The organism is Micromonospora sp. WMMD964, from assembly GCF_029581455.1.
Classification (GTDB): Bacteria; Actinomycetota; Actinomycetes; order Mycobacteriales; family Micromonosporaceae; genus Micromonospora.
In genome coordinates, this window is sequence record NZ_CP120860.1 from 5,369,485 (window position 1) to 5,391,760 (window position 22,276).

The window sequence follows — 22,276 nt, forward strand, 5'->3', positions numbered from 1 at the left end:
CGATGTGGCACCGCTGTCGCTACCGTACGCGGATGAGCGCTACCCAGACGGCCGGGCTGCGGCTGCGGTTCTTCACCGACCCCGAAGAGTTCCTGGCCGCAGCGGACGACTACCTGCGTGCCGATCCGGTCGGCTGCACCATCGTCACCACCCACACGCACCGGCTGTCGGCACAGCGTGATGCGGGCATTCCGTACTCGAACCGCGACTGGTGGCTGGCGGTCGTCGACGACTCCGGCGCCGTGGTCGGCGCCGGAATGCGCACGACGCCCTACGCCCCCTATCCGCCGTACCTGCTGCCCATGCCCGACGAGGCGGCCGTCGCGCTGGCCCACACGTTGCACGGGCGCGACGAGGAGGTGCTCGCGGTCAACGGGGCCCGGCCCGCAGTCGACCTGTTCGCCACCGAACTGACCCGGCTCCTCGGGGGTCGAGCCCAGGTCGCGCAGCACATGCGGCTGCACGAACTCGGCGAGCTGACCTGCCCGCCACCCGTGCCCGGCCGTCTGGTGGTCGCGACCGAGGACGACGTGGAACTGGTCACGCGGTGGTACATCGCGTTCCAGGGCGACGCCGACGAACAGGCGAGGCGACCGCGCGGCACCAGCGCGCACGACGTGCCTGAGCGCGACGAGCTGCTGCGCCGGCTTCGCGCCGGACGGCTGTGGTTCTGGGTCGACGACACCGGGCAGCCGGTGCACCTCACCGGTGCCAACCCGCCGTCGTTCGGGGTGGCACGCGTGGGCCCGGTGTACACGCCGCCGAACCAGCGCGGGCGTGGTTGGGCCAGCAACGCGGTCGCCGAGGTCTCCCGGCGACTCCAGGCCGAGGGCGCGCGGGTCTGCCTGTTCACCGACCAGGCCAACCCGACCTCGAACAAGATCTACGCTGCCCTCGGCTACCGACCGGTCGTCGACATGGCCAACCTCGTCATCGTCCGCTGACATCGCGGTCGCCGGGCAGCACGCCTACGGCGACGTGCCGTGGTCGCATGCCTGAGCCGAGTATCGGCGGCCCTACATGATCAAATGATGAAAAGTAGCTCGCAGGGCCGTTCTTGACCTACTTCTCATCACTTGATCATGTCGCACAGCGGAGGAGCAGCGGCCTCCGCGTCGGCCTCGGCCCGCAGCTGGGCGGCCCGCTCCGAAGGTGAAGATGCCCAGCTCGGCGCATTGCCGCACGGTCGCACCGATGCGGATCGCCCCGCCCGCCGCATCCGGCGGTCGCGGTCACCGCGTCGCCTCGTTCGGGAGTTGGTGGCGGCGGATCAGGCGCTGCCCGATGAAGGTCCGCCAGACCCGGTCGGCGACCGTGGGTTCGACGATCCAGAGTCGACGCTGCGCCTCGGCGAGGGTCAGCGGCGCGGTGAAGAGGTCCAGGAACAGCCGGCTGCTGCGGTTGAGCGCGTACACCTGGCCGTCGGCCCGGCGGAACAGGTGCCGGTCCGCCGGCAGGTCGCCCGGGACGCCGTCCTGGTCGTCGGAGCGCATCCGCCGGTACGCCTCCCAGACCTGCTCGTCGTCACGGTCCACGAAGGTGCCGTTGGCGAGGAACCGGGTGTGCTCGTCGGTGTCGTGCCGGACCCGGTCGTGGGCGAGTACGCCGCGTACCGCCGTGCCGTATCGGTCGTGGTAAAAGAAGGTGTGCGGGGTGTCGGTGCTGCCCAGCCACGGACGGTGGAAGTGCCCGGGGTTGAGGCCGGCCTTGGCCTGGGCGACCTCCTCCTGCGCCGCCTCGGTGACCGGCTCGTCGTACGTCAGCATCCGGACGATGTCGGAGCCCTCCACCGGCCGCACGTTGGTGATGCCGAACCGCTCCGGCTCCTTCGCGACGATCGCGCCCGGGGTCAGCATGAAGTCGCCGAGCCCGCCGAGGGTCCACAGGTCCGGGTTGTCGCGCAAAAACGTGACGCTGTCCAGCGCCTCCTCGCGGGTCTCGGTGGGGAAGCCGGTGAAGCCCATCATCTGTACGCCGATGTTGGCCTTGGTCATCGCGGTCATGGTGCGGCGTACCTGCTCCGGCTTGGTGCCCTTGTCGATCAGGTCGAGGATGCGCTGGTTCCCGGACTCGAAGCCGACCGAGACGGCCACGCAACCGCTGCGGCGCAACAGTTCGCACCGTTCGTCGGACCAGTACTTCTCCAACCGGATCTCGGCGCCCCAACGGAAGTCCAACCCCTTTTCGACGGCACGCTCGGCGAAACGAAGGATGGTCGCGGGCGCGAGCACGTCCACCGAGAAGTAGATGAACTTGGCGAACTTCGACAGCTCGGTGACGTCCGCGATCATCGTGTCCACGGTGTCCTGCCGCCACGGGCTGGTGGGTCCGTCGGTGTTCAGCCCGTAGTCGCAGAACGTGCACTTGTTCCAGTAGCAGCCTCGGGTCGGCGAGTAGTAGACGAACTTCTCCGGGCTGAGGTAGAGGTCCCAGGGCAAACCGGAGAAGTCCGGGACGGGCACCTGCGCCAGGCGTTCGTAGCGCAGCGGCAGTTGACGCTGGCGGCCGTACCTGGGGTGCAGGCGGACGTTGGGATGCCCGGCGGGCAGGGTGCCGGTCGCCACCGCGTCCAGGATCTCCGTGTACGCGCTCTCCCCCTCGCCGACCACTATCGCGTCGAAGTCGGCGAGCACCTGGAAGACGTACTCCGGTTTGCTGGCGCACTTCCAGACGTCGGAGATCTCCGTGCCGCCGGCGATGAGGAAGACGTCCGGGCACGCCTTCCGGACGAGTCGGGCGATCCAGAGCGCGAACGGCAGTTGCCACTGGTAGGTGGCGCTGATCCCGATCACCTGGTTGCCGCCGGCGGCGAGTCGTGGGATCAGCACGTCCTCGTAGTACGGCTGGAAGGGCCGGTTGAGCCGGCCGAGTAGCGCCTCGTCGGTCAGCGCGGCCACCGAGCCGATCGAGATCATCGGCGGTGGGTGCAGCCGGAAGCCGGCGTGGAACTGCCCGGGGAACCCGACCGCGCCGAGGGTGTCCATCCACGAGATCACGCCCTCGACGGCGTCCTGGTAGTGCCGGTAGTCGTAGAACAGGGTGGGGTCCTGGAGCACCCCGATCGACCGGCGCAGCCGCTCCGGGTCGGGTTCGGGCAGGTTGAGCAGGTTCGCCCGGGCCATCAGCGCGTCCGGGCCGCTGAGGTCGTCGACGGAGAGGCGGGACAGCTCCCGCTGCAGCCACTCGTACGCCGACGGGGTGTACGAGTGGTGGAACGCCTCGATGTTGGCGTCGATGATCTCCGCCGGCCGGTGCCCCTGCGCGCGGGCGTACGAGTCGAGGTAGTTCAGGGAGTGGTATCCCGAGGTGGGATCGGTCAGTGGGGGGTAGATCAGTGCCGCCTTGACGGTGCCGCTCATCGACTCCTCCTCAGCCGACCCGGGCCGCGGAACCGGCCAGGGTCTCCTCCGGCGCGTGCTGCGCCACCTCCGGCAGCCGGGGAGCGCCGAACGCCTTGACGTACGCCACGAGTGGTTCGGCGGCGTACCGGAACGCCATCAGGTCGACGAAGCCCCGGTCCCATGCCGCCGCCTCCAGCCCGTCGGTGTCGCAGCCCCACAGCGCGGCGAAGCACGCGTCGACGACAGCGGTCCGGAAGTGCAGCCGACCACCCGGTCGACGGTGCCCGGTCTTCCGGGGCAGGGTCTCGTTCAGCGCCGCCGCGGTGGCCGCGACCTGCCGTGCCGCGGCGAGCAGTGCGGGGGTACGCAGCGGGGCCGCGACCATCCATAGCGCCAGGCTGCGGTGTGGGGTGGTGCCGAACGCCCGCACCAACACCCGCAGCACCGCCTCGCGGTCGTCGAGGCCCCGTTCGGAGTCGGTCAGCCAGTCGTGCCCGGTCGGCAGGACGGTGGTCAGTCCTCGCCCACGCGCCACCTCGTACGCGCGTTCCTCGGCGGTCGGATCGGCGATGTCGACTCCGGCCAGCCCGGCCAGCACCTCCCGTCGGTGCCAGGCGGGCTCCTCGGGGTGCAGCAGCATGAGCACCGCCGCGGCCTCCCGGTCGCTGACCCAGTGCCCGCCGATCGACTCCCCGGCGAAGCGGGATCGCCAGCTGTCCAGGAAGCGGGTGTGCAGGTTGTCGATCGGTTGGTCGCCGCCGTGCGCCGGGGACAGCTCGGGGGCGTCGTCCGCCGCCATCGACAGCAGCAACCGGGCGTCGGCGCTCTTGGCGTCCCAGGGGTTGCGCCGGTGCCAGGTCACGAAGCGGTCCACCACGGCCGCCACCTCGGGTGGCGCGGTGCGCTCCAACGCGCGGTACGACCGCCGCCGGAACGGCAACTCCCGAGCGGTGTCCAGCAACAGCGCGGCCTCGGCGTCGCTGAGCACTCCGGCGGCGACGGCGCGACGCAGCTGGACCCGGATGTTCACCAGGGGCTCGCTCAGCGTGCGGTGACCCTCCTCGGCGGGCCCGTGCACCACCGCCACCTCGTCGTCGCCGGTGACGACGCCGTCGCGGTAGAGCTGGAACACCTCGCCCACGCCCCGCATCCCGAACGGCCACAGCTCCGCGGCGCGCAGCGCGCCCATGCTCGCGGCACCGGCCACTGCGACCCCGTGGTCGAGCAGGTCGAGGATCTCCCGGTGGCGGACCGGCGGGTGTTGCAGGAAGAACCCGTCGATGACGAGGACCCGGTCGCCGGGGACGACGTCCAGGCGGAGCAGGTCGCCGTGCGCGACGGGCGGCAGCACCACCGCGTCGGGCAGCGACCGGCGGACCTCGTCGATCGGCAGGCTCGGACCGATGAAGACGACGTCAGTCACGGGGCACTCCCGGTCGGGTACTCAGGGCCCGCTCGTCGAACATGCGCAGGCCGGGGGCGAACACCTTGCTCACCGCGATGCCGATGTCGTCGTGCGTCAGGTCGACGCTGAACGGCTCGACGCCGGTGATCCGCTGCACGCGGGACGCCAACTCGCGCAGCACCTCGGTCACGTCGCCGGTGGGCGGGAGGTCCCGGCGGACCGGCTGGACGGGCCGGTCGACGGTCGGGGGCGGCACCGGCGCGGCACCCACGTCGTGGTACGCGGTGGCGTCGATGTCGTCGCGTGCTCCGGAGACCATGACCAGCCGGGACTGGGCTGCCTCCGACATGGCCCGGCCGACGGCGATCTGCGGGTCCACGTGGCAGCCGAAGCCGCCGAAGGTGACCGGCAGGTCCTCCGACCAGATCGAGGCGGCGTAGCAGGGCACACCGATCGCGTTGGTGATGTCGCAGACCTCCACCCAGCAGCCCGCCTGGAGCAACGCGTCGTGCACCGTGCGGGTCATCGGGTTCGTGGCGGTGCCCGGGTCGGCGTAGGTGCGCTCGGCCAACGGGGAGGTGCAGTACGGCGCGATGCAGTCGCGTTCGACGACCTCCAGCAGGGCGTGCAGGCTGGCCTCGGCGAAGGTGTTGCCGGTGGCCAGGCCGTTGCTGCTGGGGGTGAACAGCGCGCGGTCCCAGCCCCGTCGGACGGTGAAGTCGAGTTCGATCGTGGCGCGAGGCACCAGGCACTGCGCACCGGTGACCAGCCCACGGCCGGCCACCCAGTCCAACTCGACGGCGGGGGTCAGCGGCGACCGCTCGGCCAGGTGTAGCCACCGAACGTCGTACGGCAGGTCGAGCGCCGCGGCCGGGGACCGCACGACGATCCCCGGCCGGAGGTTCTCGGCATGCCAGGACTCGATGCTCTCCATGACCGCGCTGACCCGGGACTGCGTCGCCGTGGCGCCGGTGCCGACGCTCACCGCCATGGTGGCTCCGACCGGCCGGTAGGCGACGTGCACCGGTAGGCCGATCTCGTCGAGTCGGGTGATGTCCGCGACCCGGGTGATCCGGAATCGGTCGAGCATCCCGCCGACCCGTTCCCAGGTCTGCTCCACGCTCGCCGTCCGGTAGGTGCCGGACCGGAAAGCGATGGTTTCGGTCGTGTCAGTCATCGAGGCTCCCGGCGGTGGTGGGGGAACTCAGAGGATGAGGACCGCGATGATGTTGACGTTGTTGTCGGCGATCGGGGCGACGCCACCGGCGACCGTCTCCAACTCGGCCTCGGTCAGCTCGTTGAGGTCGACCAGCGGCACCTCGGGCACGTGCAGGATGTGCAGGCCCGGCGTGCCGGCCCAGTCGGAGACGATCTGCTCCTTGGTGTAGAGCGTGGCGGGCTGGGCGCGGTCGACCTCGACCCGGGCACCGGGCTCGACCGGCAGGCCGGCCGCCGTGGCGTAGGCGGTCGGGTCGGCGAGGAGGCGTTGCAGTTCCTCGTCGCTGCGCCACACCGCGGTAACCAGCTCCGAATACTTCGTCACGAACCTCGCGCCGAATTCCTGTCCGTCGTTGCTCATCGTTTGGTCCTCTCCTGGGGAACGCTCCGGGGTGGGCGGTCGATTTCTGTTTGGAGAACGCTAAAAAGATCGAGGTTCGGCAATCAAGCATTTCCTGTCACTGCCATCAGAATGTGCCGCACAGGCCGACCCGCGGCAGACATCGGTGTCAGGTGCAGCAGCACGGGCAGCAGCAGGCGCAGCTGGAGTCCAGGCCGGCGACGACGCTGTCCAACTCGTCCTCGGCGAGCTCCGCCTGGGCCACCGGCAGCAGCGACGGCACGAAGAGCACGAAGGTGCCGGTGGTGGCCGCCGACTCCCACGACTCGACCTGCACCTCCAGGTCGGGGTCGGCGTCGGCGACGTCCCGGACCACCCGTACCTGCACGTCCTCGGGCAGCTCCAGCCCGTATCCGGCGAGGAACCCGCGCGGGTCCTCGTCGAGCGCCCGCTCCTTGACCGGGTCGGCCCAGACCTCGGCGACCAACCGGCTGTACGCGGCCACGAAGACCGCTCGATCGACAGGTGTCACACCCCTGCTCCCTTCGATGATCGGCAGCCGGCGGCGACGCCCCGGCGGCGACCGGAAGCGCGGGATTTCCGGGCCGCCGGTTCCGCTTCATCGTGGGCCACCGGCCGATCCGGTCCGCGTCGCGAGCGGGGATTTCATCGAATGTGGCCGCGAATAGGCCACCCTGCGGCGAAAGCCGGGTAATTGGGATTCAGTGGCGTGCGGCGGATTGCGATTCTAGAGACTGTCATCACTGTGAACAAGTAGTAATTCCTCGCCTGTTACCACCCGGTCCGCGCACCTAGGCTGCGATCAACGGACCGCCAGTGCTGAGAGCGGTTCGACGGGGTGCCATGTTCCGCCACCGATCGCTGCCGGAGGCCACCGTGACCATCGACCAGGTGACGACGACGCCCGGCGGCCCGGCCGGGTACAGCGTGGAGGAACTCGCCCGCAAGGTCGGGATGTCGCCTCGCAACATCCGCGCGCACCAGGCTCGGCGGCTGCTGCCTCCGCCGGTGCGGCACGGTCGGGCCGCCTACTACGACGACTCCCACGTCCGCCGGCTGGACGCGATCCTCGCCCTGCAACGGCAGGGCTTCAACCTGGTCTCCATCGAGGCGATGCTCGGGGTCCGGGCCAGTGACGACGCGCCCGACGGTCTGACCGCGATGCTGCAACGGCTCACCGCCGACCGCCCCGCGCTGGCCCACGCGCTGACCCGCCACGGCGTGATCGGCCGGACCACCGACGGCACCGTCCGCACCGTGCGGCCACGCCCGCTGCGTGCCGCCCTGGACCTGCATCGGGTACGGGTGGGCACGGTGCCGGCGCTGCAGACCCTCAGTGAGGTGCTGGACAGCCTGCGGCCGGTCGCCGACGAGCTGGTCGCCGCCGTCACCGCCCGACTGCTGGCGCTCGCGCCGGAGCTGGTCCGCAACGGCCCCGGGGCGTCCTGGGCCGACCTCGACCGGGAGACCCTGATGCTGACCCAGGGTGTGGTCAACGTGCTCACCGAGGCGTTCCGGCTCGCCGCGGAGAACCAGGCCGAGGCGCACGTGGCGGAGCTGTTGGAGAACCACCTCGACACGGACGTGTCACTGGAGGACGGCACGGTCATCGACAACGGCTGAGCCGACGGTCAGCCCGTCGCGGGCTGCCCCTCCGACTGCCGGCTCTGCGCGGCGGTGTCGGACCGGTCCGGCTCGGTCAACAGTTGTCGCCGCGCCAGCCGGTGGAACAGCCCCTCGGGTTGGTCCATCAACTCGTCGTAGGTGCCCCGCTGGACGATCCGCCCCGCGTCGAGGACGACGATGGTGTCCGCGGCACGGACCGTGGACAGCCGGTGGGCGATGACCAACCGGGTCGCGGCCATGCTCGCCGTGCTCCGGGTCACCACCTCCTGGGTCCGGTTGTCCAGGGCGCTGGTCGCCTCGTCGAGGAAGATGATCCGGGGCCGGGGAGCCAACGCGCGGGCGATCAGCACCCGCTGGCGCTGCCCGACGGAGAGTGTCCCGCCGCCGAAGGGCACCATCGTGCTCATCCCCATCGGCAGGGCCTCCAGATCGTCGGCGAGACCGGCCATCCGCGCCGCCTCCCAGACCTGGTCGAGCGGAAAGCTGCCGGCACCGCAGATGTTGTCCCGGACCGAGCCGGCGAAGAGCTGGCCGTCCTGAAGCACCACCCCGCACTGTCGGCGGACCGCGTGCACGTCCAGTTCGGAGAGGTCCTGGCCGTCGTAGAGCACCGCACCCTGCTGCTGGCGCTCGAAACCGAGCAGCAGCCGCAGCAGGGTGGACTTCCCGCAGCCGCTCGGCCCGACGATGGCGACGAACTCACCCGGACGGACGTGCAGGTCGATGTCGACGAGCACCGGCGGCTCGTCCGGCTGGTAGGCGAAGGTGACCCGGTGCAGCGCGATCTCGCCACGCAGCTCGCCCGGATCCACCCGGTCCGGCCGCGCCTCGGGGTCGGCGCGCAGGATGTCGTTCAGGCTGCGCAGCCGGGGCACTGCCGCGATCACCTCGACCCCGGCCGACACCAGCACCAGCAGCGCGCCGAGCAACATCGCGAAGCCGACGTTGAGGATGAAGAAGTCGGCCGGTGCGATCCGGCCGGAGAGCGGCCCCATCAGCACGGCGAACAGGACCAGTTGACCGGCGATCGGCAGCACGGTGGCGAAGGCGACCAGACCCGCCTGGCTCTGCCGGACCCGTTGCAGCGCCGCCCGTGCCGAGGCAGCCACCTCCGACCAGCGGGCGTGGGCACGGGCTTCCGCGGCCGCCACTTTGATCTTGATGATGCCGCCGAGCAACTGGTTCGTCATCGCCGCCGCCCGGTGCTCCGCCGGCAGCGCGGACCGTTGCTGACGGACGATCAACACGGCGAACGCGCCGAAGGTCAGCAGTGTGACGGCGACGATCCCCGCCCCCCACAGCCCGAGCACGGGCTCGACCACGAGGAGCATGCCGAGGGTCACCGCGACGGTCGCCGCCGCCGAGACGAGTTGCGGCAGCAGCGCGCTCAGCGCCTCACCGACGAACGAGATTCCCAGCATCGAGTTGGCGATCTCACCGCTGCTGCGACCGGTGAAGAACCGGGCCGGCAGACGCAGGAGGCGGTCCCAGATCGCCAGCTGCGCGCCGGACTGCAACCGGCCGTCCAACCGCAGCAGCCGTAGGTTCTGCACCACTCCGACCAGCCCGGCGACCACCGCGGCGCTGAGCATCAGCGCGACGAAACCGAACAGGCCGTCCACCTCACCCTGGCGGGCCAACTGACCGAGCACCTCGCCGGTGGCCAGCGGCACCCCCAGGCCGAGCAGCGCCACGCAGGCGGCGGCGAACAGCAGGCCCCGTACGTCGCGGCCCGCGCCGACGAGTCCGGCCCGCAGCAGGTGACGCATCCGGGCGACCGGCGGTAGTGGCGCCTGCACCTGGGTCGCCTCGGTGGCGAACGTCGCCGCCACCGTCGCGCTGATCGGGCGGCGCGCGCGGGTGTCCGGGTCGACCTGGTGGTAGCGACCTCGCCGGAACACCAGCGGCACCGCTACCGCATGCTCCGGGTCGTCACCGGCCCGCCACCCCACCAACGACCCGAGGTCCCGCCGCCACCACCGCTCCGGCAGGCGCACCTCACGCAGGAACAGGCTGGACGCGCGGGACACCGCCCGCACCGCGGCCCGATCGCCCAGTGGCGCGCGACCGCGGTCGGCCGGCTCGTTGATCGGGCTGCCCATCCCCTCGGTGACCACCTCGAGCACCGAGGCCGCCCGCCCGTACCTGTCGAAGCCGGCCTCGACGTCCGGCACCGGAACCGTGCCACTCGCGCCGATCACCCCGATCGAACGGCGGGCCGCCGCGGCGAGCACCGCGGCGTCGACCTGCCGACGCCGCCGCACGGCGCTCAGCAACGCGGCGTCGGCCTCCTCGATCCGGCTCTCCACCATGCGCAGGAGCCGGGCCACGTGCTGGTCGACAGCCGCCCGGAGTTGACCGGCGACCAACAGGTCCCAGCTGCCGTGGCTCTCCACCGCGCACGCCGACTCGGCCACCACCCAGTCACGTTCGGCGATCAGCAGCAGCTCGTGCTCCCCCGACATCTCCGCCGGGCCACCGTCGTTGCGGCGCAGCTGCCCGCCGGCGCTGCGCAGCCACCAGGCACCCCCGGTGGAGGTGAGCGCGCTGCCCTGCGCCAGCGACACGATCTCGCGCCCACTCAGGGTGGACGCCTCCCGGGGCGCCTGCCCGTGGCGCAGCGCGTCGGCGACGGTGACCAACACCAGGTCCACGGCCGCGACCATCTCCGCAGCCGCGGTCCGCGCCCGACGCGACGGCCCCTCGTCCGCCGAACGGCCGAGCCGGACGTGCCGCTCCAGCAGGGACAGGTGTCGCTGGGACAACCCGTGCAACTCCGCGCCGGGCAACGGCACCAGGATCAACTGCCACGCACCGATCGCGGTGGACGTCGGCACCAGGCCCCCCGCCGGCAACCGGGCCACATGGTGACGGCGCGACGGGCTCATCCCGGTCCGCCGCACCGCGAACAGGTCGGCCTCCCCGCCGGTCACCAACCAGCCGGCCACCGGGCCGTCCAACCGGCAGACCTGGCGTACGCCGTCGGCGCAGAATCCGATCAGGTCGCCGGTCGGGGGCTCCTCCACCGCGCCGCTCATCAGTGTCTCCTCGGCTCGTCGTCGGTCACTGGTCCCGGACCAGTCGCGCGTACGCCCCGTCGCGGGCGACAAGTTGCTCGTGGGTGCCGCGCTCCACCTCCCGACCGCCGTCCAGCACGACGATCAGGTCGCAGTCGCGGACCGTGGACAGGCGGTGGGCGACGATGAGGCAGGTCGCCCCCCGCCGACGCAGATGCGTGTCGATCCGACGTTCGGTCTCGGCGTCCAGCGCGCTGGTGGCCTCGTCGAGCACCAGCACCCGGGGGTTGCGCACGAGCGCACGGGCGATCTCGAGGCGCTGCCGTTGGCCGCCGGAGAAGTTGCGGGCGTTCTCCCGTACCGGACTGCCCAGGCCGCCCGGGCGCGCCGCCACCTCGTCGTAGAGGCACGCGTCGGTCAGCGCGGTGACGACGTCCTCGTCGGCGACGGTGAGGTCCCACATGGTGACGTTGTCCCGGACCGTCCCCTCGAACAGCCGTTGGTCCTGGTCCACCATGGCGACAGTGGCCGCCCAGAGACCGTCGTCGGTGCCCGGACGGTCGAGGCCGTCCACGGTGACCTGGCCGGTCCACGGACGGTAGAGCCCGGCGACCAGCCGGCCCACCGTCGACTTGCCACTGCCCGACCGGCCGACCAGCGCCACCCGGGCGCCGGGCGGCAGGTCCAGACTGAAGTCCTCCAGCAGTGGACGACCCAGCGGGTTGTAGCCGAAGGTCACCTTCTCGATGCGCAGATGCCCCTCCATCGGCGTCAGCGGCCGGGCAGGTCGATCCCCGGTGGACGGCAGTGGGTAGCGCTCCACGTCACGGAGCCGGTTGAGGTCGGCGCTCATGTCCTGCAACCGCGAACCCAGCGCGGTCAGGTTGCCCAACGGTCTGTTCATCGCGACGGCCAGGCTCTGCATGGCGACCAGCACGCCCACGGTCATCGCCTCCGCCACGACCTGCCGACTGCCCAACCCGAGCAGCACCGCGGTGGTCCCGGAGGCGAGGAACGCCGGCAGCACGGAGAGCACGGCGGTGGGCACCCCCAGCCGCTGTTGCCGGCTGGCGACGGTGGCGTGCCGCGCCGCGAACCGGGCCACCGCCCGCTCCTCCTCGCCGCCGGCCTTCACCGTCTCGATCAACTGGACCGTGGTGTACACCGTCGTCACCAGCTTGCTGCGGTCCGCCTGGAGTCCGGCGACGGCGGTCGACCGGGTCGAGGCGACGTAGCGCAGCACGCTGACGTTGAGCCCGGCGAGGACCACCGCGCACAGTCCGAGCAGGAGGTCGTACTGGCAGAGCAGAGCCCCGTACACCAGCACCAGGCCGGTGTCGACGACAGTGGTGGCCGCGCGGCGGGTGAGCACCTCGGCGACCACGTCGTTGCCGCGGACCCGCTGGCCGAGGTCGGCGGCCTGGCGCTGGTCGAAGAACGACGGAGGCAGTCGCAACAGATGTCGGAAGAACCGGGCGGCGCTGGCGAGGGCGAGCGCCGTCTCCGCGCGTACGGTCAGGCGTTGCTGGAGCAGGCCGGCCAGGAAGGTCAGCACGGTGGCCACCCCCACCGCCGCCACTAGGCCGGCGAACGCGGCCCGGTCCTCCTGCAACAGCACCCGGTCGACGAAGACCTGGGCCATCACCGGAATGGTCAGACCGACCACGGCGATCAGCAGCCCGAGCAGCAGCATCTGTGCGATCGCCGAGCCGGGACCGCGCCACCGTTGGGCCAGCGCCCGGACCAGCCGGTAACGGGTGCCGCCCGGGTGGAACTCCGGCCCCGGTTCCATGGTGAGCACGATGCCGGTGAAGGCGCCGTCGAACTCCTCCCAGCTCACCGCCCGGGGGCCGGTCGCCGGGTCGTTGAGGAAGACCTTCTTCCGACCGAGCCCTTCCAACACCACGAAGTGCTCGAACCGCCAGAACAGCACCGCCGGCAGCGCCACGGTGGCCAGGCCGGCCAGGTCCATCTGGAAGCCCTTGGCGACCATCCCGTAGCGGCGGGCGCCCTTGAGCACGGTGGCCGCGGTGGAGCCGTCCCGGCTCACTCCGCACACCCGACGCAACTCCTCCAGCGGCACGTGCCGGCCGTGGTGGGCGAGCAGGATCCCGAGCGCGGCGGCGCCGCACTCCACCGCCTCCATCTGGATCAGGGTGGGCGTGCGGACCCGTCGACGCCGGATCCGGGGCAGCTCCGGTGCGTTCGGGACCGCTGTCGACGGCGCGCTCATCGCCGCAGCAACCAGTCGATCGGGTGTTCCTCGTCCACCGTGAACCAGGCGGTGACCTCGCTGGCCGAGTTGAGCTGGAACGGCGGCGGGGTCTTCGTCCAGCGCAGACCGCCCGGGGCGGCCGGGTCCGGCACCAGGGCGACGGTCACCCGGATCACGCTGCCGTGCGCCAGCAGCCGCCGGACGTCCGGACCGGTGCCCAGGAAGGCCCGTAGCGACGCCTCGGTCTCCGGGAACGCGCCGACGGTGGCCACCTGACCGGCCAGGGTGCCGAACACGTTGCGTGGTGCCGCCGCGGCCGCCACCTCGACGGGTACACCTGGTTGCAGCAGCGGAGCGGCGACGGCCGGCGCGTACACGACGGCCTGCAACGCGTCCCCCGCGGTGTCGAGCCGTTCCAGATCGGCCAGGTGCGTGCCCGGGGTGACGATCTCCCCCTCCGACACCAGCCACACCACGACGTACGCGTCACCCGGCGCGTTCTCCACCACCACCTTGCCGTCCAGCGTGCGGAGGCTGTAGAGCGGAGTGCCCTTGGTGACCCGCTGGTGGGGGGACGCCCAGACCTTGGTGACCTGACCGCTTTCGATCGCGTCGAGGGCGGAGATCCCGTTGGAGTGGATCAGCACCCCGGCCGCCTCGACGGTGCGGGGCACCACGGTGCGTACCGACCAGACGCCCGCGGCGACCACGACGATGACCAGTGCGGCGGTGGCCAGCCAGTGCGGCACGGTGGTCAGCCGGACCGCCCGGTCCAGTTGTTCCGGGGCCTCCAACTGGCGCAGTGCCTGCCGCCGGAACTTCATGGCCGGTCCCCCGTCCCGGGCGGGGCGGCGGCGCGGCGCGAGCCGAGCAGGAAGTCCGCCACGCTCGGTTCGACCAGCGGATCGAGCCCGGACAACTCGGCGAAGGCCTGCGAGTCCCCGGCGCCGAGGGCGCACGGCGCCAACTCCATGGCGGTGGCGACGAGGTACATCTGCTGGGTCAGCACTCCCGCGTCCTTGAGGATCATGGCGTAGCTCATCCCTTCGTACTTCCACATCAGCCGCTGAACCCGGGCGGTGACCACCAGGACCGTCTGCGGCGGCCGGGGCATGGCGCCGGCCGCCCGGGCGTACGCCAGCAACCGGTCGGCGGCCGCCCCCCAACCGGCGACCGGCTCCAGCCGGTGCCCGACCGCGTCGTAGTGGTAGAGCCCCGGGTCGAGCCCGTCGCACCGCGCGACCAGCGGATAGATCTCCAGCTCGTAGACCCCGCCGCCACCCGGGTAGGGCCGGTGACCGACCTCCTGACCACCGGCCTCGCCGACGGCGCTGGTGTGCTGCGAGCGGTACAGGAACTCGGCCAGCCGCTCCACCGGCAGCGGCGCTGAGTCGTCGTGTTCGCGCACGCTGCGCCGCTCCGCCACGACCTGGCCGAAGGCGGGATCCACCTTGGCGATCGTGGCCAGGTCCGGCAGCGGCAACTCGATCGCGCGAGCCCCGTCGTAGGGGCGGCGCAACGGCTGTGGCTCGAACCGCTCCCGCATCCGGTAGGTGCCCCCGACCGGCAGCGCGTGCCGACCGGCCCGGGAGCGGTGGTGCAGACGCAGTTCCTCGGGTGACCAGTAGGCCAGCGGCGCGTCGTCGCACTCCGCCTCGAACTCGGCCTCGGTGACCAGGATCCGGGCGGTGGCCAGTTCGTCGAGCACCCGGCCGGCGGCCGCCGGCCGTACCCCGAGCGTGCGGGCCACCGTGTCCGGTCCGACGCCCGGCACGGCGGCGGCCAGGACCGCGCCGAGGGCGACGTCGGCGCAGCCGACAGCGAGGGTGCTCAGCGGCGACGTGGCCACCAGCCGGCCCCGTTCGTGGGCGAGGGTGGCGAAGCGGGAGAGCCGGTGACGGACCCCGGGTGTGTGCGGGCGGCTCTCCGGCAGGCTGCCCCGCCCGAGTCCGGTGGGCACCAGGTCGAGCAGCGCCCGGTCGTCGACCTGGAGGCGGCGTTCCAGCCAGGAGTGGGCGAGCAACCGGCGCAGGAGCAGCTGCGCGGCCAGCACCCGGCTCTCCCCCTCCAGACCGCTGATCAGCCGACCGACCTCGACGTCGCTGACCCAGTCGGCGGCGAGTTGCAGCAGCAGTGCCCGCCGACCCATGCCCGGTCGTTCCAGGGTGAGCTGGAAGCGGGTCTGCCGCAGGGTCAGCGAACCGTCCTCGCCGAGCCGCAGCTCCGCGTCGCGGCGCAGCCGGTACGACTCCTGGATCAGCGGACCGCCGACGGAGCCGCTCACGACGACCGCCGACCGGCCGGTCCCACCACCGTGGTCATCTGCGCACCCCTCGCTAGAAGAAGACGTTCAGCGGGTTGGCCGCCGTCTCGTCGGCGGCCAACGGACCCCGGCCGAGCCGGGCCGGCACGTCCCACAGCCGCCCGGGACCGAGCCGACGCCAGAAGTGCCGCAGGCCCGGCACCACGACCTTCACCACCGACAGGTCGACGTCCGGACGGGACTGGTCGACGACGATCACCTCCAGGCCGGCCAGCTCCGCCCGGCGTACGCACTGCCGCACGTCGTCCCCGACATCCCCGGTCGTCAGCGGCGGGTGGTCGGCGGCGGTGCGGGGCGCTCGGGTGGCGTCCGGGGTCAGCCACCGCTGATCGGCCACCCGTACCGTGCCGAACCAGCGGGCGGTGTCCGGATCGTCGACGCCGTACCGGTTGCGCGCGGAGGTCGGCCCGGGAACGGCGGGCAGGAACTGGTTGACCTCGGTCAACGCCCGGGTCAGGGCGACCCGCGCGTCCAGGTGCGCGCCGAAGCCGACCAGGACGTCCTCCGGCCCGCCGTCGGCCCGCCGGGACACCGCGGCGAACGTGGGTACGCCGAGGTCTGCGGTCAGGTCGAGGGCCCACAGCTCGCGGCCCAGGACGGTGGCGTGATGGTCGACGCAGGCGGCCGTCCACGGGTCGGCGAACGAGGCGAGGTCCACCCCGGGCATCCGGGAACGGTGGTACCACCACAGGGCGACGCTGTCCCGCTCCACGAGTTCGCAGAAGCCCTGCAGGATCGCCTCGGACAGGTTGCCTCCGGCCGCGCAGCCGTTCGAGTCGGCCGAGCACACCCCGAGCCCGGTCAACTCCGGATGTCCGTACCAGCAGTAGGCGGCGGGCAGCTCGCGTGGCGTCCGCCGGGTCAGCGACCAGCCGGTGGTCCAGTCCAGCTCCACCTCGTCAGCCAGCGGGCGGGGGATGCGGTGCAGGTGGCCCAGGTCGCCGTTGAGCCGGTCCCGCTCGGCGTACTGCCGGGGCGAGAACAGCAGCACCTCCCGCAGGTGCACCGCGCGGTCCGGGCCGAGCTGCCGGTACGTCGCCCGGTGCACCGGACGGTCCCCGCGCCACACCCCGCAGTAGCGTTCCACCGCCTCCCCGATCGCGCTCATCCGCGCCTGGAGGTCGGTGCGGCCCTTGCCGCCGCTCTGCCCGCGCAGGTTGCGGCGCAACCCGGCGAGCTGGCGGGGCTGGGCGAAGTTGTGCCCGGCCGAGTAGGTGTGGGTGACACCGTTGTCGGTCGTCTCCAACGGGGTCAGTCGACTCACCACCCCCAGGTACCGGCTGACGTGGTGGGCGAGGGCGGCGTACGCCTCGGCCGGATCCCGGGTGCGGGAGTCCTCGGCCCGGCTGGGTTGGGCACCGCTCGGCGGCAGGTCGATCCGTGGTTCGGCCTTGCCGACGAGGTCCGGGTCGCCGCAGGCGGCGCACTGCGGTTGGCGTACGAGTTGGTGGCTCTCCGTGCTCAGGTCCCGCGTGTCCAGGGCGACCATCCGACCGGTGAGGCGGGGGGACGAACCCCGGACGGCGAGCACGGCGAGTTCGGTGGCGAGCAGCCCGGCGGCCGTGGTGGCCAGGCCGGGTAGGACCGCCCGGCCAAGCTGCGGCAGCGGGTCGCCCAGGTCCTGCCCGTCGAGGAAGGCGTTGACCTGTTCGTTCTCCTGCCACCGTTGCCGCAGGCAGGCCCAGCAGCCGGTGCGCCCCGGCACCAGGTGCGGGCCGAGGAGGATGACGTTGCCGTGTGGCCGGGCCAGGGTCCACGCACGACCGGCGGCCAGGTGGCGGTCGTTGATCGGCGCCAGTCGGGGGTCGAGCATGGACGACGGCAGCACCAGCATCTGAGCGGCGACCGGATCGTCGTCCGTCTCGTCCGGCCCGACCACCGTGACGGCGAGCCCGAGGGTGCGCAGCGCGTCGGCGGTCTCCGCCACCCGGGGCGCCCCGAGGTCCACGATGGTGACCGCGCCCTGCGCCATCCACCGGTGCCCGGCCTCGGGCGGGACACCCCGGGCGTCCCATCCGGCGGCCTCGGCCGTCGAGGTGCCCGCCGGACCGGACACCAGCAGGCCGTGGTCGCGCAGCCGGGCGAGAGCGGAGGCGACGGCGGTGACCGGGTGCCGGGTGGCCAGCCGGGTCACCACGTCGGCCAACGGCTCGACGCCGTCGAGCTGGTCGGCCAGGTCCGCCGCGACCGGGTCGTCGATGAGCAGGCTGCGGGTCTCCCCCAGCACCACCAGCGGACCGTCGGGCAGGCGTACCTGCGCGTAGTCCGATCGGAAGCGCGGACGCCACATGGTTCCTCCCGAGCCTGGTGGCCGCACCGCCGGCCCCGCCGGCGATCACGGCTGCTGCCATCGTCGCGGTCCACCGGTGTCCGATCCGAGTGATGCCACCGGTTTCTGCCGTCGGCGGCGACCGGGGGCGGCCGATGGTCGGGTCAGCCGGCGGTGACGGTGAGCGCGGTGTCGTTGAGCCCCAGCACCGACGTGCCGGTGACCTGCGTCGGTACGAGCAGCAGGAACGTCTCCACCCGGTTCACCCGGATCGACTTTCCGCTGATCGTCTGGCGGTGGCCGGTGGCGATCAGATCCGGGCTCTGCGGCACCATCTGGACGGTGGCCGGACCGCCGGGTGCCGGGCGCAGGGTGTCGGTGGCGTGGATCGTCAGGAAGGTCAGCGTGCCGGTCGGCACCGCCACCGCGCAGTCGGACCATTCGGCCCGGTCCATCGTCCGCTGCGCCGCCGCGCCGGCACCGGCGAGCTGCTGGCCGTAGATCTCCCAGCCGCCGGCGAATTGGCCGTCGAGCAACGGACTCGACGCGACGAGGGAGCGGTTGCTCGTGGTGGACCCGATGCTGCGGGCGAAGACCTCGGCGGCGAGGGCCCGGCGGCTGGTCTCGTCCAATGCCGTACCACCCTGCGTGGCCGGTCGGCCGTCGATGCTCCGGGCGACCACCAGCGAGGGTTGGGTGACCTGGACGTTGTGGCTGAGCTTCCACTGGCCGTCGTCGCCGAGCACGAACTGGCTGACGTCGGTGGGCGCCAGTTCCGAGCCGTTCAGCTTGAGGGTGGCCGTGACCAGGAAGCAGGCCGGGTCTCCGGGCGGCACCGCGAACGCCGGGTTGATGTGCTGGAACGACGGTTGCGGACGCTGGTTGTAGGTGGCCCGGCGGACCGCGGCGATGCTGAGGTCCAGCGAGGGCGGAACCTCCTGGGTCCGCAGCGCCTCGACGTCACCGGCCACCGAGGCGGCCGAGTCGGCCTGGTCGAAGGCGGTGAGCACCAGCGCCGCCCGCTCGCGACCGAACGTGGCCGGACCCTCGGTCGCGGGGGCGGCCGCGTCCACCGGCTCACCACCACAGCCGGCCAGCACGAGGAGCGCCGTCACGGCGGCGACCAGCGGCATCACCGGCACCGGCGCGGCGAGGGTACGCGGGCTCCTGACGGATCTTCTGCCCAGCATCTCGTCCTCCATCCACCACCGGCCGGCGGGAATCGCGCCCGATGAGTCGAGTATGTGAGCGGCTGTCGGGTCCCGCCGGGGGCGGCGCGGCCTCGTGCTGCCCGGCCTCCGGGCGTTGCACCGAACGACGTCATCGGGCCGGGATCGCGGTCACCGATCGGTGTCATCGAGCCGGGCGACCCAGGCGACCAGCCCCGACCGGGAGGCGACGCCGGCCTTGCGGTAGATCCGGGTCAGGTGCGCCTCCACCGTGCGGGGGCTGATGTTCAACTGCCGCCCGATCAGTCGGCTGGTGGCTCCGGTCGCCGCCAGCCGGGCGATGTGCCATTCCCGGTCGGTCAGGGCGGCCACCTCGACCGGGCCGACCGGGCGGGCCAGCCGAAGGCCGACCCGTTCCGTCCCGCACCACCCGGCCAGTTCCAGAGCCCGGCGGCGGGCCCGCGCCGCCCGGCCCGCCTGGTCCTCGGCTTCGGCGGCCCGCGCCAGGGAGGCCAGCGCGAGACTGCGCCGCAGCGCCATCCCACCGGCGCGGAACAGGTCGGCCGCGCTCTCCAGGTGCCGCAACGCGGCGGACACCTCACCCCGGGCGAGCAGCACCTCGCCGTACGCCGACTCGGCGAAGCCCCGCTGCCCGGCGAGGCCGCTCTGCTCCGCCTCGGTCATCGCCTGTCGCGCCTGCCGCTCGGCCTCGGTCACCTCACCGGCGGCGAGCGCGGCGGCGCAGAGCAGCTCGAACCACATCGGCCGGAGGGTGGTCTGCAGGCGGCTCAGCCGGCTGTCACCGCCGGCCGAGCGCACCAGCTCGGCACAGGTCGCCGGATCACCGGACAGCAGTGCCGCCGTGGCCAGCGCCAGTACGGCGGTACGGCCACACCAGGTGGCGAGGTCGGTGGCGATTCCGACGGCGCTGCGGGCCAGCGCCACCGCCCGGTCGTCGTCGCGGGGGCCACCACGCCAGGCCGTCGCCTCCGCCTCGAACGCCAGGGCGAAGCTGAGCAGGTGATGGCTGCCGATGCGCCGGGCCACGATGCCCGCCTCGGTGGCCAGCCCGATGGCCGTGGTCAGCTGACCGCCGTGGTAGGCGACCTGGCTGCGACCGAGCAGCAGTTGGCAGAGCCCGTCGTCGCGGTGCGAGGCCCGCACGAGGGTCAGCCCTCGGTCGAGGTGCCGCGCTGCGTCGGCCTGCCGTTCGAGGTACAACTCGGTCAGCCCGAGCGCGGTGAGGCAGTCGGGGTGGTCGCGGACGTCCCGGTCCGGCAACGCGTCGACGATCCGGACGCCCGCGTCGAGCAGGCCCCGCGCGTCGTCGAGTGCGCCGTCGTGCACGGCGGCGAGGCTGCGGACGGCGAGCAGGCCGGCCCGGTCGGCGGCGGGGCCGTCGCGGTCTCCGGTGAGCGCGTCGGGCAGACCGGCGGCGGGTCGGCGGCCGCCCAGGATGCCGGCGACGCCGATCTCGGTGGCGAGTCGGTAGCCGACACCGGGTGCGGTGTCGGCGGGCAGGGCGGCCAGTTCGCGCCGGCTGATCGCCGCCGCCTCCGGGTAGTTGCCGAGCAGGCGTTCCACTCGCGCCCAGAGCGCGACCGCCTGCGCCCGTCGTCCCTGCGGGTCGGCGGGGAACAGCGGCACGATCTCCTGGAGCAGGGCCCTGCTCTCGGCCAGGTCGCCCGCCTCCCCGGTGATCTGGGCGAGCGCGAGGGCCACGTCTCGGCGACGCTGCGTCGAGCCGGCCGTCGGCCGCAGCGCCCGCAACGCCAACCGCAGCCAGCGGATGGCCAGGTCCGGTGTCTCGCGGCGGATCTCCTGGGCGGCCTGGCAGAGCACGTCGACGCAGCGTTCGGCCCAGCGGCCGTTCGGCAGGGCGAGCAGGCGTTCGGCGTAGCGGGCCTGGTCGGCGGGGGGCGCGCCCAGCTCGACGAGCGCGGTGAGCGCCCGCGCGGAGGCATCGGCCCGCCACGCCGGGTCGGTGTCCTGTGCGACGGCCATCCGCAGCACCGGGTGCCGGAAGGCGAATCGTCCGGTGCCGGGGACGCGGCGGATCAGGTCGAGTCGGACCAGCCGCCAGCCGGCCTCCACCGCACGTGGCGTCGGCACCTGCGCGATCGCGGCGAGCAGGTCGGCGGCGAAGGGCGCGTCGACGACCGCCCCGGCCCGCAGACAGGCCAGCTCGACGGGCGGCAGGCCCGACCACTCGCGGCGCAGCACGGCCACCACGGCGTCGGACAACCAGGCGCCCTGCGCCTCCCGGATCGGGTCGGTGTGGTCCGGTGCGGGGCCGCCCGGCAGCGCCGTCAGGTAACCGGGATTGCCGCCGGTCACGTCGTACCGTGCCCGCAGCTCCGCCTGGTCGGCGTGTGGGTGCAGAGGCGCCATCTCGGCGAGGCTGAGCGGGCTGAGCTCGATCCGGTCGTGTGACGCCGGCTCCGCGTCGGCCTGCTCGCGCGAATCCGGTGGCCCGAACGGCATCGGCGTCGCCATCTGCCGCGGGCGGTAGACGAGCACGAGCAGCAGGGGGGCGGGCACCGGGTAGCGCAGGAGGTGGGCGATCAGGCCGGCGGAGGAGGCGTCCGCCCAGTGCAGGTCGTCGAGGACCAGCGTCAGACCGTCCCGCGCCGCCAGGCCGATCAGCCGACGGGCTAGTTGGTTGGTGCGGAACCGTTGGGCGTCCGACGCCCGCGCCGGCCCCGGTGGCGCCGCGCCGGACTCCATCCAGGTCTCCCCGGTGAACCGCCCGAGGCGTAGCCCGCGTCGGTGTGGCTGCCCGGTCGTGAAGGCCTGTCGGAAGACGTGGAAGGGAACCCCTCGTTCGTCCGGCGCGCACGTCCCGACCGCCCACGGAACGGTGGGAACGCATCGTCGCAGTGCCTCGTGGACGAACCGGGTCTTGCCGATGCCCGGCTCACCGACCACCTCGCAAACCATCTGCCGGCCACGGCTCAGCGCAGCGGCCTGGGCTCTCTCGATACGCGCCAACTGTGGTTGCCGCCCGACGAAGCGCGGGCCCGTTGACGCATTTTCCAGCCCAGATGTCATCACGCAGATCAAACGCTTTCCGGCGCACTCAAGGGGAATGGTCACTATACCGGAGGGCCATCGAATTTCGAAGATGTCCACTCCCATTCCAACACCCGACGTCGGGGTGCAGGTTATTTGCGAGTTTGCCCTTTGAACCGTAGAAAGGGACCGGTCGGATTCCCCGAAAACCAATAAACCACCCCGGATCCACCGGGCCGGGACACACACGACGAAGTCGAGTGGGGACAGGAATCCCATGCGGGTCAGGGCGGATTATCGACCGATCGCGCCCGTCCAGA

Annotated in this window: 14 protein-coding genes; 2 read left to right on the forward strand and 12 right to left on the reverse strand. The window is 72.5% G+C overall.

The window, feature by feature from the left end:
* Positions 1 to 32 precede the first annotated feature (32 nt).
* Positions 33 to 944: a GNAT family N-acetyltransferase gene (locus tag O7616_RS24525; protein WP_282304155.1), complete on the forward strand. Its 912-nt coding sequence runs from the start codon at positions 33 to 35 to the stop codon at positions 942 to 944.
* Positions 945 to 1,232: 288 nt separating this feature from the next.
* Here the strand turns inward: O7616_RS24525 and O7616_RS24530 are convergent, their stop codons facing one another.
* From O7616_RS24530 to O7616_RS24550, 5 genes are all read right to left on the reverse strand, one after another.
* Positions 1,233 to 3,359: a radical SAM protein gene (locus tag O7616_RS24530; RefSeq protein ID WP_282304156.1), complete on the reverse strand. Its 2,127-nt coding sequence runs from the start codon at positions 3,357 to 3,359 to the stop codon at positions 1,233 to 1,235.
* 10 nt (positions 3,360 to 3,369) lie between these two features.
* A complete protein-coding gene (locus O7616_RS24535; protein WP_282304157.1) occupies positions 3,370 to 4,764 on the reverse strand; it encodes a TfuA-like protein in 1,395 nt (464 codons plus the stop codon).
* Positions 4,757 to 5,923, reverse strand: coding sequence for a YcaO-like family protein (locus tag O7616_RS24540; RefSeq protein ID WP_282304158.1), 1,167 nt, complete (start codon positions 5,921 to 5,923; stop codon positions 4,757 to 4,759). The genes O7616_RS24535 and O7616_RS24540 overlap by 8 nt, the downstream gene beginning before the upstream one ends.
* A 27-nt stretch (positions 5,924 to 5,950) precedes the next feature.
* Positions 5,951 to 6,325 carry a class IIb bacteriocin, lactobin A/cerein 7B family gene (locus O7616_RS24545; RefSeq protein ID WP_282304159.1) on the reverse strand — a complete coding sequence of 125 codons (375 nt, stop codon included), beginning with the start codon at positions 6,323 to 6,325 and terminating at the stop codon, positions 5,951 to 5,953.
* Between the two features lie 148 nt (positions 6,326 to 6,473).
* Positions 6,474 to 6,836, reverse strand: coding sequence for a hypothetical protein (locus O7616_RS24550; RefSeq protein ID WP_282304160.1), 363 nt, complete (start codon positions 6,834 to 6,836; stop codon positions 6,474 to 6,476).
* Between the two features lie 332 nt (positions 6,837 to 7,168).
* Here O7616_RS24550 and O7616_RS24555 point away from each other — a divergent pair, with 332 nt between their 5' ends.
* Entirely contained in the window at positions 7,169 to 7,948 is a 780-nt protein-coding gene (locus O7616_RS24555) for a MerR family transcriptional regulator (RefSeq protein ID WP_282304161.1), read from the forward strand.
* An 8-nt stretch (positions 7,949 to 7,956) separates the two neighbouring features.
* Here O7616_RS24555 and O7616_RS24560 read toward each other — a convergent pair whose 3' ends face one another.
* The 7 genes from O7616_RS24560 to O7616_RS24590 all read right to left on the reverse strand — a co-directional run bounded on the left by O7616_RS24560 (position 7,957) and on the right by O7616_RS24590 (position 22,235).
* Positions 7,957 to 10,989, reverse strand: a complete 3,033-nt coding sequence (locus O7616_RS24560; protein WP_282304162.1) for an ATP-binding cassette domain-containing protein — start codon at positions 10,987 to 10,989, stop codon at positions 7,957 to 7,959.
* 25 nt (positions 10,990 to 11,014) lie between these two features.
* A complete protein-coding gene (locus tag O7616_RS24565) occupies positions 11,015 to 13,201 on the reverse strand; it encodes an NHLP family bacteriocin export ABC transporter peptidase/permease/ATPase subunit (RefSeq protein WP_282304163.1) in 2,187 nt (728 codons plus the stop codon).
* The gene (locus O7616_RS24570; protein ID WP_282258577.1) at positions 13,198 to 14,007 is read right to left on the reverse strand and encodes a hypothetical protein; all 810 of its coding nucleotides are present in this window, start codon (positions 14,005 to 14,007) and stop codon (positions 13,198 to 13,200) included. The genes O7616_RS24565 and O7616_RS24570 overlap by 4 nt, the downstream gene beginning before the upstream one ends.
* Complete coding sequence (locus tag O7616_RS24575) at positions 14,004 to 15,467, reverse strand: SagB family peptide dehydrogenase (RefSeq protein WP_282304164.1); 1,464 nt, start codon at positions 15,465 to 15,467, stop codon at positions 14,004 to 14,006. The genes O7616_RS24570 and O7616_RS24575 overlap by 4 nt, the downstream gene beginning before the upstream one ends.
* A gap of 52 nt (positions 15,468 to 15,519) precedes the next feature.
* Positions 15,520 to 17,796 carry a TOMM precursor leader peptide-binding protein gene (locus tag O7616_RS24580; RefSeq protein ID WP_282304165.1) on the reverse strand — a complete coding sequence of 759 codons (2,277 nt, stop codon included), beginning with the start codon at positions 17,794 to 17,796 and terminating at the stop codon, positions 15,520 to 15,522.
* 143 nt (positions 17,797 to 17,939) lie between these two features.
* Positions 17,940 to 18,965 (reverse strand): hypothetical protein, encoded by a 1,026-nt coding sequence (locus tag O7616_RS24585; RefSeq protein ID WP_282304166.1) that lies wholly within the window; start codon positions 18,963 to 18,965, stop codon positions 17,940 to 17,942.
* Between the two features lie 150 nt (positions 18,966 to 19,115).
* Positions 19,116 to 22,235 (reverse strand): AAA family ATPase, encoded by a 3,120-nt coding sequence (locus O7616_RS24590; protein WP_348773831.1) that lies wholly within the window; start codon positions 22,233 to 22,235, stop codon positions 19,116 to 19,118.
* Positions 22,236 to 22,276 lie beyond the last annotated feature (41 nt).

Excerpts from the sequence above, each read along its gene's own strand:
- O7616_RS24525 (WP_282304155.1), top strand. The coding sequence starts at position 33 with ATGAGCGCTACCCAGACGGCCGGGCTGCGGCTGCGGTTCTTCACCGAC.
- O7616_RS24530 (WP_282304156.1), bottom strand. The coding sequence starts at position 3,359 with ATGAGCGGCACCGTCAAGGCGGCACTGATCTACCCCCCACTGACCGAT.
- O7616_RS24540 (WP_282304158.1), bottom strand. The coding sequence starts at position 5,923 with ATGACTGACACGACCGAAACCATCGCTTTCCGGTCCGGCACCTACCGG.
- O7616_RS24545 (WP_282304159.1), bottom strand. The coding sequence starts at position 6,325 with ATGAGCAACGACGGACAGGAATTCGGCGCGAGGTTCGTGACGAAGTAT.
- O7616_RS24555 (WP_282304161.1), top strand. The coding sequence starts at position 7,169 with ATGTTCCGCCACCGATCGCTGCCGGAGGCCACCGTGACCATCGACCAG.
- O7616_RS24560 (WP_282304162.1), bottom strand. The coding sequence starts at position 10,989 with ATGAGCGGCGCGGTGGAGGAGCCCCCGACCGGCGACCTGATCGGATTC.
- O7616_RS24565 (WP_282304163.1), bottom strand. The coding sequence starts at position 13,201 with ATGAGCGCGCCGTCGACAGCGGTCCCGAACGCACCGGAGCTGCCCCGG.
- O7616_RS24570 (WP_282258577.1), bottom strand. The coding sequence starts at position 14,007 with ATGAAGTTCCGGCGGCAGGCACTGCGCCAGTTGGAGGCCCCGGAACAA.
- O7616_RS24580 (WP_282304165.1), bottom strand. The coding sequence starts at position 17,796 with ATGTGGCGTCCGCGCTTCCGATCGGACTACGCGCAGGTACGCCTGCCC.
- O7616_RS24585 (WP_282304166.1), bottom strand. The coding sequence starts at position 18,965 with ATGCTGGGCAGAAGATCCGTCAGGAGCCCGCGTACCCTCGCCGCGCCG.
- O7616_RS24590 (WP_348773831.1), bottom strand. The coding sequence starts at position 22,235 with ATGGGATTCCTGTCCCCACTCGACTTCGTCGTGTGTGTCCCGGCCCGG.